Here is a 15,888-nt window from a genome sequence, read left to right as displayed (position 1 = left end):
TTAAGCCTCTTTTAACACTTAAACGCTTTATTGCGCTGTATTAATAACGTGTTGTGTTGATTCGTTATCTGATGAAACAACTGGAGCTTGTTTAGGGGACTCTCTAAGCTGGAAACATACTGTGCGAGTTTGCTCATTGATAGTCAGTTGATAAGCGGAGCCAGCTAACATTTGTAGGGCATCACGTAACCGCATTGGGCCAAATTTTTGGTGAATTTTAGGTAATGGACGAGAATAGAGCGTAGAGAGATGTGGTTGACCGAGTGATGAACACAGTGCTAATCCAGTATCTTCTAATGTAAAACGCAATCCTTGCTCAAGGATAAATTTTTGATTCTTTTTTGGTTGCATTTTTACAATAACGAATTGATCGAGTAGATATTTTTGCGTTTTTTGTGTATCAATGGATGTCAATTGATAGCGATCAGTTTGAATAACGCGAGGTTCATCTTGCTCATCAATATAGATATCAGGGGAAACGACCTTCACTTCATCAAGTAATCTAGTTTTTTCTTGTTGTGCAACGGGTGTAGGAATAGAACTCACTTCTTGTTGTAATGATGTATTTGATATATTTTTAGAATGGCTACATCCCGTTAAAATAATAAGACAAGTGACTAAAGTAGCAAATAAAGATTTTTTCATTTTGTTCATCTCCAAATGGTTGACGATTAAAGATGGAACAAAAATAGAAAAGACACTGTGAAAAATGAACAAGAAATTAATTATCGAAAATAATTAAAAAAATTGCGTTTTAAGAGCAGTTAGTTATGATGTTTCATTAATTCACATTTCTTTTTTCTCCGACTCAGAATAACGAAAGTTCACTGTTAATTTGCAGTCTTGTTTAAATCATTCGTAGTTGGAAAAATACAATATGTTGACAAGGAAAATAATGTTGTGATATTGGTTTTTTTGGGTATAATAATACGGAGCGACGGGTAAATCCTAGTTAAACTGCGAAGCGGTTTCTGTATCGTAAGCGTATGTGAAGTACGTCAGCATTAGGGGCTGTCGCCCAAGTTTTCAAGCCACCAGTTTTATGATAAATTGGTGGCTTAATTATTTGTATTAAAGGATCATTAGAATGCAAATTTCAGTTTATCTTGATGAAAGCGGAGATCTTGGATGGAAGTTTGACGCACCTTATCGTCAAGGTGGATCAAGTCGTTATTTAACGATTGCTGCAATCGTAGTTAATCATGATAAACGTCATTTACTTAAACGGTTGATGAAAGATTTGTATAGAAAAACAAAGACTCCTACCAAACCAATAAAGAAGTTAAATGGGCCAATCTAGAATCAGAACATCGCCTTTGGATAGCACAAAAATTAGTTGATTAAAAAAATAAATTAGGAAATGATCTTCAATATTTTTGTATTACTGTATATAAAGAAAAAGTAATGCCTCATATCCGAAAAGACCCAAATAAGTTATATAATTATATGATAAAACTTCTGCTAGCTAGAGAGTTTGCTAGATATGATGAAGTTATTTTCAATGTGGATCAATGAGCAATAAAAGTTGAAAGTGGGAATTCATTACATGATTATCTGCAAACATCGATTTGGTTTGAATTAGGTGCTAAAACGATTATCCATACTACACAGTGTGATAGTAAATGTCATCTAGGTGTCCAGTTAGCAGATATTATTTCAGGAATTGTTCAAAATCATTTTGAAGATGAGAAGAGTGAGCCTTATAAAACGCTAAGGATATATAACGAAGTGAAAACACTCTATTTTTAGATCTTGATAACTATAAGAGAATATATTTGTACGTTGAAATTTCTTTTTAGGAAATAAGAGCTGGTAAATAAAAAAGCGACCGAAGTCGCTTTTGTTGACAAATTAAAGCTAAGCCATATCATCGTGTTCAACGAAAGAATAAACATCTTTCATCGATACCACTAAATGATCTAAAAGCCGAATGTCAAATAATTCGCAAGCTGCTTTTAGTTTTTTAGTAATGGTAAAATCAGCATTACTTGGCGTGACATCACCTGATGGATGATTATGTGCAATGATCATTGCCGCAGCATTTACCTCCAACGCTTTCTTAATAATATCTCTAGGAGATATACTGGCTTGATTGATAATGCCTTTGAATATGATATCTGCACAAAGCAGCTTGTGCTGATTAGACAAAAATAATACTAGAACCACTTCTCTTGTTTCTGCCCCAATCTTCAATCGACAATAATTAGCTGCAAGTTCAGAAGAAGTTAACATTGGCGAATCAGATTGATATACTGGAGATTCCTCCATAATACATTCAAGACAAGCTAAAGCATTATTAATAGTTAATTTTTGTTCCGCAGTTAAATTCATATCGGTCTTCCTCTAATTTAAAAAATAAAAAAGGGAATACCGCCCAAACGGGAGTATTCCCGCTTGGGTGATGAAATAGAAAAATTAATTATCTTCTTCTATTTTTTCTTAAATTTATCTATACAGCCCCAATAATCTGCAACTGTACAAATATCCCATCCATTAATAACAAGATGCGTATCAATGGAATTGATAAAAAGAAAGATATCTAAATCCTCTTCCTCAACACCAGTTTCATCACAAAAATGAGATATGATTCGATCTAAAACTAAGTTTTGATAAATATTACCTAATATAGGTAATTCTTTACTTTCTCTAGCGATTTTCCAAATATCTTCATCTTCAACATAATCTTGATAATGATTGAGGATTTCTTCCCATTCATCATATTTTGGTGAACAATTACGATAAATATCGAAATAAGACATAGCAATTCTCCTAAATAAAATAGGGAAACACTATATTCACCAGAGAATAATATTTCCCTGATGAGTAAACCTAAAACAAGATTGATTATATTTCCTTTTGATAAAGTGTTGATTCAAGTAATCTATATCCTTCAGTCTCTAATTGTCGAGACACATCTTGAATATATACTTGCAGATCATAAATAAAATCATTCCAGAGTGCCTTATATCTTGATACGTATTGTTTAGGAAAATACCATTCTGTTTGAAGATTCTTATCACAAAAGAACAGAAGATCATCAGAACAAGGTGCATCGAGTTTCATAGTGTTCCAATGTGAATATCGCCAACTGAATGAATTTCCCACGATACTAATCGTGTCGTAAAAAAGAGCTTCCCAGCCAAAGATAGCACTGATTAAACGCTTAAACATTTGGTATTTACGCTGCTCATTTGGATAGATATGTTTAAAAAGATTTAAAAAATCTTCGTAACGAATATCGCCATAGAAAGCAACACCATCTCCTTGGCAATGGCTTAGAGAATATTCAATATTTAAGTCCATTGGAAAGCCAAATTCAATTAAACGTTTTTGAAAGTAATTTGTTAAGGTATTCATTGTGTTTCTCCTAAGAAATAAAAGAGGGAAACACAATACCCATAGGGAATTATGTTTCCCTAGTGGGTAGGTAATAATGAAAGGTTAAACTATTTAATAAGTTGATTTTCTTGTAGGTATTGTAGTGAAAAAGCTCTTTTTCCGATAATTTCTTCAACTTTTGTTGGAGAAAGACCTGCATCTAGAAGTTCTTTTCTTAATGCTTCAAGAGAACGTTTAAACGTTTCTCTTGCTGCCTGTACGCCATCTACAATAAATTGTGCATTAAAATCATCTTTTAGATCATAAAATTGAATATTAGATGCACATTTGGCAAACCACTCATAGCGTACAGCAACTTCTTGTAACGCTAATGTACCGTGAGCTTGTTTTATACCAATATCACTTAAATAAACAGTACCCTGAATATTCGTAAAACCGTGTTTTTTTAAGATACGTTGAATGTCTGAATACGCATTACGCCAACTAATGTTGTGATAATTTTGTTCTAGACAATGAGTATCCATATCAAACACAATAAGAGTACGATCCATAATCGTTCCTTATAGTCAATTTATGCCCAAAGGCGTCGAGCTAACTCAACTTTTTTCATTAACTCATTAACAGCTTTTTTAGCATAAGTTAACGAATAAGTATGCGTCCGTTTTTCAGGATTATTTTTTAACTCCTGATGTTTAGCTTTGGCTTGTGCCAATTCAAACAAAAAATATTCTAGACTTTCTGGCATAGATAAATCAACAGTCTCAGCTTTTGCTTGCCAATAAGGGATTTTATCCTCATATTGTTCTGCTTTTTGCATTTCTTGAATGGCTTTATCCATACGTCTTGCATTACGTTCAATCAATGCTCTATGGCGTTTTTCACTATGGTGTCCTACTTTAATAGGTTCACCAAGCGAAAGAAACTCTCGTCCTTCATTCGCTGCTTCAATGTACTGATTGCTTCGTGTGGAAGCATTATCCGCACAATCTTGATAACGTTGAGCCTTTTTCATTGCGTACGTTTGACGGTTTAATCCATCACAACGAACAAAAGAATAGAAGAAAAATCCCTCTTGCTGTTTTACAAGGTTATAGATTTCAACTTCTGTTTCTTTGCCATATTTACTTGTTAAGGTGATAATTTCACCTTTTGCGTGCATTTCAGGGCATCTTGCAACAAAGACATTAGGTGCAAATTTTGAGTAAGTATTCATGAAATTTCTCCATTAAGTGTTACTAAATAACAATTATAGAGAACACTTCCCTCACGAGGGAAAGTGTTCCTTGGTGAGGGTAACAATAAAGATCTTATTAAGATTCGTTAATAATCTTTTGAAACATAGTTAATACATTTTGGTAAGTATTATAGGAGTCGATGAGAATACCATTAATATAGAATTGCGAATCACAGCTATTCAGATAAAAATAAAAGTAAGCATCTTTTTCCTCGATGTTTAATTGATCACAAAAATGTTTAATGATACGTTCTATAATAATATTAAGATAAATATCAAATATAGAATTAGATCCTGATTTTTTTGAACGTTGCATTACATCTGCTTCTGTAACGCAATCATCATAAAATGCTAGAATTTTATTCCATTCTTCTAAATAAGGATGAAATAGATCGTTAAATTGTGAAAACATAATATTTTCCTTTTTGGGGATAGATTAGTTAACGCATATAAGAATTTGCTTATTAATAATTATTTAAAGCAGTTGATGAGAAAAGACTTTATTTGTATTGATATATTCTGATTAAAAATTAAAATGAATCCTCATTAATAAGTTTAGAAATCTTTTTTGTTGATTTCTTTTTGCTTGTTGCAGAATTCACATTATTTTTATCAGAGGCTATTGTGATATTATTTTTAGTATGAATATCTTGATCGGAAAGATATTTAGTTTCACCGTCAATTTTGATCATGTTTATTTTGATCAAATATGCTTTTAATGAAACACCAGGATCTCCTTTTTTATAATACTTCCCATTTTTCTTATGAAGAAAAGTTTCATACCAAATATCGGATAATACAAATGAAATAAGAACTTTTTTGCCTTGATTAACAGCTTGTTGGCAACGTAGAACTAATTTTTCTACATCTTTGTTAGAGATAATCGTATCAAATGAACGATATTTAATATTGGTATTATTACCTACAAGAGCAGAGATTCGACAGGTAAAAAAAGAATTAGTAGATTCTTCTGTATCTATTTTCTGAATTTGGTTTATATAACCTATACCATTAGTATATAAATTGAAATATTGAATATTCATAATGTTTCTCCGGAATTAATACATAAACATAAGGGAAACATATTTACCCCGCAATAAAGGGAAAAGTGTTTCCCGTTATTTTGGGTGATGAAAGTAAAAACATAAATATCACTATAAAAAGTGAGTAAGCATATAGCTTAAAGGCGACCATTTATATCAAATAAAGATATCAGCACATTACAGGTCAGTGCTTGGTTTTAAATGCTACCTACGATAGCGATTTAATGACATTATTGAAACAGAGATATGGTGAAATTTAAATTTTTTTTTAGTTATAAAAAATAGATAAAAAGAAAGAGAGAGTTTACATACAAAAGAAAATAAGAAGCCATCTGCTACGACTAATACAGATGGCAAATTGATGTAGACGAAAAAGAAGATAACTTCTTCTGATCATAATTCGCCTTGATCAGATAAACGGTGGCACATACTGTACAAAAGGAGAACATTTTTCACCATTGTTCATTGGTAATGATAAAATAGTCGTAAAGTTTTTATTGTTTTTATATTAATACACATAAAATAGAAATAATAAAAACTTTACGACAGAGATAAATTAAATGTATTTATTGATGAATTGCATTTACTCTTAAGAGAAACCGTATTTCAAAATGCTCAGTAAATTCAAGTACTTTACTTCAAACGGTTTTAATACATCTCTAGAAGTTACCCAACACTATAAGATGTATCATTACTTTATAATATATTTTAAAACGAAATATGGTATTTTCAAATATTTTTTTATTGAAATGAATATTTTTTTATAATTTGCTGGATAAATTGAGATTGACTATACATAAAATCATTTAAACTCATTTTATTATTGGCTATATCATTTAAAGCTTGCTCCCACAATGCAGTCATACCAGGATCTTTAATAATATCTGGTAAAATATCAATTAAAGCACTACCGGATTCAGTGGACACAATATTATTTTTCTCTTTTTTCAAATAGCCACGTTTTAATAAGTTTTCAATTACATCCGCTCTTGTAGCTTCCGTTCCCAGCCCCTCCGTTTCTCTAAGACGCTGCTTTAATCTTTCGTCTTGTACAAAACGTGCCGCATTTTTCATTGCTGCAATTAATGTACCTTCTGTGTACCGTTTTGGTGCAGTTGTTTTCAATGTTAACACTTGAGCATCTTTGATTTGGCAACTATCTTTCTCATTTAATATTGGTAAAATCTGTTTTTCTTCATCATCCGCTTTATCATGTGTAAATAGCGTTTTCCAGCCCAATTGAATGATGCGTTTACCTTTCGCTACAAATTGATGTCCAGAATGTTCCAACGTAGCTACCGTATTTTCCTCTTTGTACAATGGTAAGAATTGAGCAAGGTAATGTTGTCTAATGAGCTGATAGACTTTTAATTCATTATCATCCATTTTGCTTAAATCTACTTTTTGTGTTGTCGGAATAATGCCGTGGTGAGCTGTAATTTTACTATCATTCCATATGCGAGAACGTAATGTGAGATCGAGAGTAGAAATGATTTGCTCAATTCCAGGATCGCTTATCATTAATGATTTTATTACTATTGGAATTTCAGCAATCATCGATTCGGGGAGATAACCACAATCGGTTCGCGGATAAGTGGTTGCTTTATGTGTTTCATATAATGACTGAGCAATCTTCAACACCTGAGCAGCGCCCATACCAAATAATTTGGAACAAGTTTGTTGTAATGTACCTAAGTCAAAAGCGAGAGGTGACGATTCTGATTTGGGCTTTGTTTCAATCTTACCAACAATCATTGTTGATGACACATTTAACCCTGACATTACTTGATTAATGGCTGCCATATCGATACAGCGTCCCTCATCATCGCAATTTGATTCAGGTGCTTGCCAAAATGCAGCAAACATTTGATTTTGCTTATTCACTAAATCAACTTTTACTTGCCAAAAAGGCTTTGGTATAAAATTTGCAATTTCGCGATCACGTTGTACAACAATAGCCAATGTAGGGCTTTGTACACGCCCTACACTCATGACACCTTTATAGCCTTGTTTTTGTGCAATTAAGGTAAATAATCGAGTAAGATTCATACCCACTAACCAATCAGCACGACTTCTTGCCAGTCCAGCAAAATATAAGGATTTTGTATCTGCATCAGATTTCAAAGATGATAGTGCTTTGCGAATACTGCCATCATCTAGTGCGGATAACCAAAGGCGCTGTATGACACCTTTATAATTTGACATATCAAGTAATTCACGAGCGATAACTTCGCCCTCTCGGTCTGGGTCAGTTGAAATTACAATAAGTTGTGCTTTTTTAATCAACCCCATCACAATCTTGTATTGTTTTGCGGTTTCTTTTTTGACTTTCATCAGCCATTTAGAAGGAATAATTGGTAACGCATTAAAATCCCATATTTTATAGGTCTCATCATACTCATGGGGTTCTGCTTGCTCCACTAAATGACCGACACACCAAGTAACCACCAGTGATTTGTCATGATTTGATAAATAGCCATCTCCCCGTTGTGTAGCACCTAAGAATTTTGCAATATCTCGACCTTGAGAGGGTTTTTCACATAAATATAATGTTGTCATATGTATATCCTATATAATGCTGTCTTTATAAGAGTAAAAGGCTAGCTTTCTCTTACTTTTAAAAGGCCTTTTAGTGGATAGTTTGCATTTTTTTATAATAGGATTTACCTGTAATGAACTTCTTTATTATGTTCCATAAACAATGTATCAATTTCTTGTATTTTCAGTGAGCATTCTCTGCATTGTCGTAGAATAAAATTTAGAATGGACATTTGCATATTAAATGCAATACGATCTTTTTCTAAATCACGTAATGCAGATCTGATTTCTATTGGAACATGGTTATTTATTATTAGTTTATCCCATGCATATTTTCCGGAACGACCGTTAGATTGATCTCTCCAACGTAAAAACTTTCCTCCTGATGAATTTTGTGAATCTATAATAAAAATTATAGGTAAATGATTTAAAGGATAAGACTTTGCAGCATATAAAATGGATTGAGCCATTTTAAATAGTTCATTTCTAGATTCTTCAATATATTGTTTTAAGATAGTGTAATCATCAGCACTTTGTATTGGGTTAAAAAGCATTTTTAGTGCTGAATTAAGAGGTGTATTAAAAATAAGATTTTGGTAGTCCTCTTTTGTTAGAGCGTTATAATTATTAGGCATTTTATTCTCCTTCTATAGCACTTTTAGGACTTTCATCTTTACTGTTTGTAGTGTTAGGTGCAAATTGACTACGTTGTTTTCTCTCTAAAATTTCCAAAGGGAGTTCACCAAATCTCTTAAGTACTGCTTGGGCAGAAATAGAGCCTGATTTCAATTCATTTCTTGTGATATTTGCATTTTGATACCGTTGAATAATACCTAGAATAGAACGTAATAGATGAGCTGTTCTTTCTATAATATTTTTCGTTTCATCTCTATTAAGAATAGCAATATGAGATGCGGTTAATGCAATACGAACTAGATTATCAAAATCAGATAGTAAATATATTAATTGATAACCTATACTAGAACGGATGATCAAAGGAATTTTTACGGGATTAATATTAAAACTTTGGGATAGTTTAATATCTTCAGGTAGTTTATCTGTATATAAATCAAGTAATTGTTCTTGTTTTTCACTTAATATTTTACGAGCACTAAGAATTTGTTGTTCTATTTTTAAAAGATAAGCATCTGCATAGGGATTATCTTGTGCAGAATGTTGATGAATTTGATTTAAAATTTTTAGACAAGATGGAATGCTAATAATACGAGTTGATAATGTACCATCTGGCAAAGAAATTTGTTTTCCTTTCCAGATTTTGGTTGCATGATGTGTATGTAAAGTTAGAGTAATATCTGTATGTAATGCGCCAATATTAAGATTTAGGTCAGTCATAAAAACTCTCTCCATGTTAATTAAAAAGAGCTTACATCATAAATATTAGAGATATTAAAACAATTATTAATTAGTTATTTATTTTGAATAAAAAGTGTCGCCAGTGGCGACAGTCAGTTTTTAACTGGGAAAATAGTAAAAATACTAGTATAGTGAATATTGAAGGGAAGTAGAGATATTTAATTTAAGCTTTCAATATTTTCTGAGGTGTTTTTTTGATGAGATGTTTGATCTATTTTATCAAGCAGTTGTAATCGCTCAGCAATAATAGAGGTTGTCCATCTTTCAATTCCGTTATCATCAGTCCATTTTTTTGTTTGTAAGTAGCCAGATATAAATACTTTATTTCCTTTTTTTAAGAAATCTTTTGCAATTTCTGCAAGTCGTCGATATAAAGTTATTCTGTGCCATTCTGTAGTACTGTTTTGTTTACCAGCTTTATCTTTCCAGATCCGACTTGTTGCTATATTTAATGTCGCGATAATATCTCCATCAGGCATCACTCTAATTTCGGGATCTACACCAAGATTACCTAATATAATAACTTGATTTACACCAATCATAAAATCTCCTGTATTTATACCTATAAATTTAGGTACTAATTATCATAGTAAATTTTATGATAAAAACTACATATAATTAGTTATTCTAAATAGATAAAAATATTCTTGATATCATTATCCTAATGAAATCTTGTACAAAAGTGTCGCCAGTGGCGACACTCGGATTATGAATGTAATTTCAATTTATTATCTAATTCTTGAGCTTGCTGTATTATTGCTGAGCGAGTCTCTGAATTGTGTTTTTTATGTGCTGTTAATACACTAGATTGTTTATAATTTTGCTGTCTTTGTTGATTAGGTAATGTATCAATTCGATTTTTAATTAGATACTGATTAAAATTTCCTCTTTTAGCTTTATTCAATAAGCTACAAATGTAATTAACAGGCCTTTGTATGTTTCCCATATTGATGCGTAATAATGATTCTGAGAGTACTTGCTCAACAATATCATTTGATAAATTAAGTTGTTTAATGAGTGATAATATAACTGTTCTTTCAGTATCATTGAGATAAAGATTATTTAGAATATTGTTGATAGTACTATTAGTACAGTATTGATTATATACATTACTTGTACTATACGAAGATATTGTATTTTTTTGACTAGGTTCCATAGCGGAACTTTGAATATTTGTTGAATTTTGACTAGGTTCCATAGCGGAATCTTGATTATTTCTAGTGTTTTGACTAGGTTCCATAGCGGAACTTTGAATATTTGTTGAATTTTGACTAGGTTCCATAGCGGAATCTTGATTATTTCTAGTGTTTTGACTAGGTTCCATAGTGGAATTTTGAGTATTTGGATTAAGTTCCTTGATGGAACTTGTAGTGTTTGTTGTATTTTGACTAAGTTTCGTGTAGGAACTTTGATTATTTTGAGTATTTTTATTAAGTTCCGTAGAGGAACTTTGAGAATTTAAAGAATTCTGACTAAGTTCCATAGCGGACTTTTGATTATTGAGGATATCCTGATCAGAATCTTTATGCAAAATGTCGTTGATAATTTGTTTTGCACTTTGTGAGCTATGATCTTTTTGCAGAATAGATTGTTCATGCTGTTCTAGTCTACTTAACATTAATTCTATGTGAGAAATAAAGTAAAAGTTTTTATCACTTTTGAGTTCATCAACTATATAATTTGCAACATCTCTGACAATTTTATCGTTGTGAATAGTTGACTCAGTAAGTAGCGTTAAATAATTAGAATCAAAGTGGATAGCATCAGTAATGCTAATGGGCTCATCATGAATGATATAAATATTACCAAGTACCCTTCCTTTTGGATCCCTTTTTTTATCACAGAGTGTTAACCATCTTGTAAGTCGCAACAATAACAAAGTTTGACTTACGAGTTTTCTAGAGACTTTTTCATGTTGATATACTTTATCAGATAAAAGTTCTTGTAATTTTTCATAAGATGGGAATAAACTACCGGCAAATGTTTTTGCATGGTATCTAATCATTTGCCATGTATATTTAGCTTTAATTGTTAGCAGTGGATCTTGTAATAATTTAAGAGGTACTGTTTCGTGCTGATTTCCAAAATAAAATAAACCAGCAGGAGATGTTATAGATTTATTATTTTTTTTCATTTGATTCTCCTTTTTTTATCATCTTCCCATTTTTTTACTTGTTTCCACAGCATTGTAAGATCGAGATCTAATTTTTCTGCAATAGAGATTAAGCTGTCTAATGCTTTTAAGGAGCAAAGGTTACTTCGTTGAGGATCTTTCTTGCATTCATCTTGCCAGAGATACCATGCATCATTGGATTTTTCATCAGAAATATAAGCTGAACGACGGCCAGCAGAGATACATTTTTGTAATAACCTTCTTCTTTCGCTCACTTCATACCCTTGAACGCCAAAAAAATATTTCATTAATTCGATACTTCCTCCTAGGAGTAATGCTCGATCAAATAAATCTTGAGAATAACTTTGTTCTTTTGAACGCTGAAGCATTTTATTTAGTAAATTATGATTAATATTAAAATGAATAAAAGATGTATTCACTTGTCCTAAATAAATTAACTCATCTACGGTGAGTTTATTTATTTCAGATAATTCTTCTGGAGTGAATCCGAGTTCTTCACAATTACGTAATTTACCTGCCTTTATTTGTGAAATTACATGCGTTAGCATAATTTGATTGATAGCTTGCATCATGACAAAGCACCTCTTAAATGTTGTCTTAATTGACGTGTAATGCGTATAAGCCGAAATATTTTGACTAATAATTCATCGGTAATTATGGGGTTATGAGTCAGTCCAAGTAAAAGAGATTCATCGATTTGCCAATTGAGTATTTCTTTGTGAGCATCACTAGCTACTATAGATAGTAATCCATGTATACTTATTGATAGATCATCGTGCTCATCTGTTGATAGAGGATCTAATGTGAAACTAAAATCTCTTCCTAATGTATGTAAGTAAGGTTTTAAATTTGTGAGATTTGCAATGTCAGTTGCCAATCCAAACATTTCAAACTTTATTTTTTCTGGTGAATCAAAAGCAGGAAATATTTGCCATATGTCATCCACTGGTTGGCATCCAGTATTGGCAAAAGCAATGCCATTTTGTTGAGCACGCTTTTTCCTTTGTTCACTTAAGCTTAAATTATGAGATTGAGATGATGTCACACCAAATTGAGTAAGAATATTTTGCTCGACAGATTCATTGTTAATGTCGCCACTGGCGACACTGATTGTTTTTTCTTCATGTATTTCTTGACCATTATTTTTTGATTCTGCTTGTGTGCCTTGTTTATCGATATGATTAATATTAAATTTCTTAGATACATGTTTATCTAATTGTTTTTTTATACTATCAATATTAAAAGCATCATTATCAAATTCATTTAGGGTATCTATCCATACATTTAGAAACTCCTTTTTATCAATATGAATAAGAGTATCTTTTGTTTTGTCGAATAGTTGTAATAATTTTTCGATTTGTGGTTTACCTAGTCCATTAGAAAGGACATTAGGTATAGCAGGATATAATAATTCAATACATCTATCCATTTTTGATAAATGTTGGTGTGATATGATGTAACCATTATCTTTAAGCAATTCTGAAAATTTTCTTAATGATAAGCTAGAATCTTTTTCTTGAGAGAAAGATTGTCTTATTTTTTGGAGCGCTAAAGCCCTTTCTATGAATGTAAGATCACCTCTTAAATCATTTTCTGCTAAGTGTCCTATCAGACAGTGTATAGCGCCACTGTAGGGCTTATATAAACAGGTAATAGAATAGTATTGAGGGTCATTAGTTTCTTTGTATAGTTCATATAGAGCTTGTAATCGCGAATTGCCTCCATCAGAAATAATGTAAAAATTATCATTAGGACGTTTAGTGATATTAGGTGGAAAGTCTAATCCTCTCATTCTAATGGATTCCTTTATCTCATTATATTTTGGATTTTTATGTTTACGAGGATTATCATCAAAAGGGCGTAGTTGTGATAAGGTTACAGTAATATATTTAGATGAATTATCTGTATGATTTATCTCATCTTGAGAATTGTAATTTTCTGAATTATTTTGAATAACACCAATTTGCATACTCTGTCTTAAAAGAGCTTTTTTTCTGTCTCTAGAAATTTTTTCAGTCATATGTAGCTCCTAATTAAGTGTTGTAATATTATCTTGTGTATAAGATTCAAAGCGGGAGTATTGTGCAACAAAGTGAGATATAACATCACCAGTAGGACCATTACGTTGCTTACCTAGTATAATTTCTGCTAATCCAGTGCATTTTTCTTTGCTTTGATAGTAATCTTCACGATGTAGCAAGATAATGACATCTGCATCTTGTTCTATTTCGCCGGAATCTCGTAGATCTGCGTTAGTAGGTCTCTTTATTGTTCTTCCCTCAACAGCTCTGTTTAGCTGAGAAAGCGCTATAACAGGACATTGCATTTCTTTTGCAAGAGATTTGAGTGTGTTAGAAATCCGACTAATTTCTTCATATCTGTTTGGCTGATTAGGGAGTTTCATTAACTGTAAATAATCAATAAAAATGACAGAAGGATGTCCGTGTAAGCGAGTATATCTACGAATTTTTGATCGTAGGATTTCTGGGGTTAGTGTGGCAGAGTCATCGATTAATAATCTGTTTTCCCAATTTTGTTGAATATATGTCATAGCATTACTTAATTTATTAAAGCTTTCTGTATCTAACAAAAGAGGATTTCTTAAGGCTTGCAAACTCACATTGCATAACATTGACATAAGACGCATTAGTATTTGATCACTAGGCATTTCCAAGCTATAAAATTGTACGATTGCTTTTGGATTTTGTTCTAGTGTTGCTTTAATACAAGTTAATAAAAAGGCTGTTTTACCCATTCCAGGTCTGCCAGCAATTACGACGAAATCAGATGGCTGAAATCCGGTTGTCATATAATCAAGTTCTTCAATACCTGTTGGTATACCAGTAATTGAGGAGTTTTTCTGACATGCAGATTCAATTTTTTTGATAGTAACTCGCATAGATTCAGTGAGAGTTTTGATAGTAGAAGAGGTTTTATTTTCTGCTATGGTAAATAATTGGTTTTCTGCAATAGCAAGAATAGAATCAGCAGATGTATTTTTACTATAAACAGCATTCTGTAGAGTATTGCCTAGTTCAGCTAGTTCACGAAGTTTCTTCAATTCATACAGTTTTTGGACATAGATATCAATATTATTTGATAAAGGTGTTTTTTGTACAAGTTCTACAAGATATGCAAATAATCCTGCATTATCTGGTAATGATTTTTTTAGATCTTGTTCTAATATTAGAATATCAATAGGAGAACCATTGGTAAGTCGGGTCTTTATCGCATCAAAGATTAATTTGTGATAGTGCAAATAGAATATATCTGATGATAGTAGAATAGAAATATTATCCCATTGTTCGTTATTCATTAATAGTGTTCCTAGAACAGCTGACTCTAAGTGTTCATCAAATAAATTATTTATATTTTTGTTTGTCATATTTCCTCCTTTCTATTTAACTAGTTAAATAGATGTTGGAATTGTGGAAATAATACAGAACATAGTTTTTTCATTGTGTTATGTTCTGTTTTCTTATAACGATGAATTGGTATGCATAATGTGTTAGCTTCTCGATAAGCAACTCGAGATGGAATAACAAGATCTAGGAGTTCTATTTGATAGTTTTGTTTGAATTGAGGTTCGTTAAATATTTGGCGTAATTGTGCAATAATATCTTTTGCATCATTAGTATTATCAACACGATTTGCTATAGCTTTTATTGGAGGAAGTTGTAATCCAAATGTTGAATAGGTATGTAAATCAGAATATAAGCTTAAAGTTCCTCTTAGGAACTCTCTCGTAGATAAGAGCTCAGGTAAGAGTGGAGAAATAATAAGATCACTAGCTAGTACTGACATTTCAAGTGTAATATCTCTTGTACCTCTAGTATCAATAATGATCAAGTCATAACCATGAATTTGTTGTAGAAGATAATTAAAACGAATGACACCGTCTGGCGAGTTGCGCAATAAGAAACTAATTTTACCAGTAGGGTCATTAGACTTTATAAGATGTAGATTTTTGATATTTGTATGTGAAATTATATCTGTTGGATTTGTGTTTTTATCTATAAGGAATTCATAGATACCACCTTTTGCAGAGTAATTTAGTTGATAATAGGAACTCAAAGATGGTTGTACATCTGTATCAATCATAAGCACTTTGAGTCCATGATCGGCACAAAAAGCAGAGATGTTTGCAGCATTAGGCATATAGGACAAAAAAGTTGGTAAAAAGTGGTTTAAAAGCATATAGTACAAGGCTTTAAACCACTTTTTTG

The 15,888-nt window shown here is 31.8% G+C and carries 18 protein-coding genes; 1 reads left to right on the top strand and 17 read right to left on the bottom strand.

The genetic code is table 11. From position 1 onward, the window contains the following. Window positions 1–27 precede the first annotated feature (27 nt). The gene (gene pilL2 / locus ACFFHT_RS08910) at window positions 28–645 is read right to left on the bottom strand and encodes a PFGI-1 class ICE element type IV pilus protein PilL2 (protein ID WP_382375438.1); all 618 of its coding nucleotides are present in this window, start codon (window positions 643–645) and stop codon (window positions 28–30) included. Between the two features lie 442 nt (window positions 646–1,087). Between pilL2 and ACFFHT_RS08905 the strand changes: the two genes are divergently transcribed. Beyond that, window positions 1,088–1,300: a DUF3800 domain-containing protein gene (locus ACFFHT_RS08905; RefSeq protein ID WP_382375436.1), complete on the top strand. Its 213-nt coding sequence runs from the start codon at window positions 1,088–1,090 to the stop codon at window positions 1,298–1,300. A 557-nt stretch (window positions 1,301–1,857) separates the two neighbouring features. Here ACFFHT_RS08905 and ACFFHT_RS08900 read toward each other — a convergent pair. The 16 genes from ACFFHT_RS08900 to ACFFHT_RS08825 all read right to left on the bottom strand — a co-directional run bounded on the left by ACFFHT_RS08900 (window position 1,858) and on the right by ACFFHT_RS08825 (window position 15,820). Continuing rightward, window positions 1,858–2,331, bottom strand: a complete 474-nt coding sequence (locus ACFFHT_RS08900; RefSeq protein ID WP_382375434.1) for a JAB domain-containing protein — start codon at window positions 2,329–2,331, stop codon at window positions 1,858–1,860. 98 nt (window positions 2,332–2,429) lie between these two features. Beyond that, window positions 2,430–2,759: a hypothetical protein gene (locus ACFFHT_RS08895; protein ID WP_382375432.1), complete on the bottom strand. Its 330-nt coding sequence runs from the start codon at window positions 2,757–2,759 to the stop codon at window positions 2,430–2,432. 85 nt (window positions 2,760–2,844) lie between these two features. Next, window positions 2,845–3,357 (bottom strand): hypothetical protein, encoded by a 513-nt coding sequence (locus ACFFHT_RS08890; RefSeq protein WP_382375430.1) that lies wholly within the window; start codon window positions 3,355–3,357, stop codon window positions 2,845–2,847. 89 nt (window positions 3,358–3,446) lie between these two features. Continuing rightward, entirely contained in the window at window positions 3,447–3,890 is a 444-nt protein-coding gene (locus ACFFHT_RS08885; protein WP_382375428.1) for a virulence factor, read from the bottom strand. Between the two features lie 20 nt (window positions 3,891–3,910). Next, window positions 3,911–4,552 (bottom strand): DUF3560 domain-containing protein, encoded by a 642-nt coding sequence (locus tag ACFFHT_RS08880; protein WP_382375426.1) that lies wholly within the window; start codon window positions 4,550–4,552, stop codon window positions 3,911–3,913. 97 nt (window positions 4,553–4,649) lie between these two features. After that, a complete protein-coding gene (locus ACFFHT_RS08875; protein WP_382375424.1) occupies window positions 4,650–4,985 on the bottom strand; it encodes a hypothetical protein in 336 nt (111 codons plus the stop codon). Window positions 4,986–5,103: 118 nt separating this feature from the next. Then, complete coding sequence (locus ACFFHT_RS08870) at window positions 5,104–5,616, bottom strand: DUF3577 domain-containing protein (RefSeq protein WP_382375422.1); 513 nt, start codon at window positions 5,614–5,616, stop codon at window positions 5,104–5,106. Window positions 5,617–6,357: 741 nt separating this feature from the next. Beyond that, entirely contained in the window at window positions 6,358–8,175 is a 1,818-nt protein-coding gene (locus ACFFHT_RS08865) for a DNA topoisomerase III (protein ID WP_382375420.1), read from the bottom strand. A gap of 104 nt (window positions 8,176–8,279) precedes the next feature. After that, the gene (locus ACFFHT_RS08860) at window positions 8,280–8,789 is read right to left on the bottom strand and encodes a DUF3158 family protein (RefSeq protein ID WP_382375418.1); all 510 of its coding nucleotides are present in this window, start codon (window positions 8,787–8,789) and stop codon (window positions 8,280–8,282) included. A 1-nt stretch (window position 8,790) separates the two neighbouring features. After that, the gene (locus ACFFHT_RS08855; protein WP_382375416.1) at window positions 8,791–9,507 is read right to left on the bottom strand and encodes a PFL_4669 family integrating conjugative element protein; all 717 of its coding nucleotides are present in this window, start codon (window positions 9,505–9,507) and stop codon (window positions 8,791–8,793) included. 179 nt (window positions 9,508–9,686) lie between these two features. Then, entirely contained in the window at window positions 9,687–10,070 is a 384-nt protein-coding gene (gene ssb / locus ACFFHT_RS08850) for a single-stranded DNA-binding protein (RefSeq protein ID WP_382375414.1), read from the bottom strand. A 164-nt stretch (window positions 10,071–10,234) separates the two neighbouring features. Beyond that, window positions 10,235–11,662, bottom strand: coding sequence for an STY4528 family pathogenicity island replication protein (locus tag ACFFHT_RS08845; RefSeq protein ID WP_382375412.1), 1,428 nt, complete (start codon window positions 11,660–11,662; stop codon window positions 10,235–10,237). Continuing rightward, window positions 11,659–12,234 carry a DUF2857 domain-containing protein gene (locus tag ACFFHT_RS08840; protein ID WP_382375410.1) on the bottom strand — a complete coding sequence of 192 codons (576 nt, stop codon included), beginning with the start codon at window positions 12,232–12,234 and terminating at the stop codon, window positions 11,659–11,661. Before ACFFHT_RS08840 ends, ACFFHT_RS08845 begins: the two co-directional genes overlap by 4 nt. Further along, window positions 12,231–13,682, bottom strand: coding sequence for a ParB family protein (locus tag ACFFHT_RS08835; protein WP_382375408.1), 1,452 nt, complete (start codon window positions 13,680–13,682; stop codon window positions 12,231–12,233). The genes ACFFHT_RS08840 and ACFFHT_RS08835 overlap by 4 nt, the downstream gene beginning before the upstream one ends. Window positions 13,683–13,691: 9 nt before the next feature. Beyond that, window positions 13,692–15,047 (bottom strand): replicative DNA helicase, encoded by a 1,356-nt coding sequence (gene dnaB / locus ACFFHT_RS08830; protein WP_382375406.1) that lies wholly within the window; start codon window positions 15,045–15,047, stop codon window positions 13,692–13,694. A gap of 20 nt (window positions 15,048–15,067) precedes the next feature. After that, window positions 15,068–15,820, bottom strand: coding sequence for a ParA family protein (locus ACFFHT_RS08825; protein ID WP_382375500.1), 753 nt, complete (start codon window positions 15,818–15,820; stop codon window positions 15,068–15,070). Window positions 15,821–15,888 lie beyond the last annotated feature (68 nt).

The sequence above is a fragment of the Gallibacterium melopsittaci genome, assembly GCF_042433085.1.
GTDB lineage: Bacteria > Pseudomonadota > Gammaproteobacteria > Enterobacterales > Pasteurellaceae > Gallibacterium > Gallibacterium melopsittaci.
Note: the sequence above shows the minus strand (reverse complement) of the source record. Positions and strands in the feature narration are given on the sequence as shown.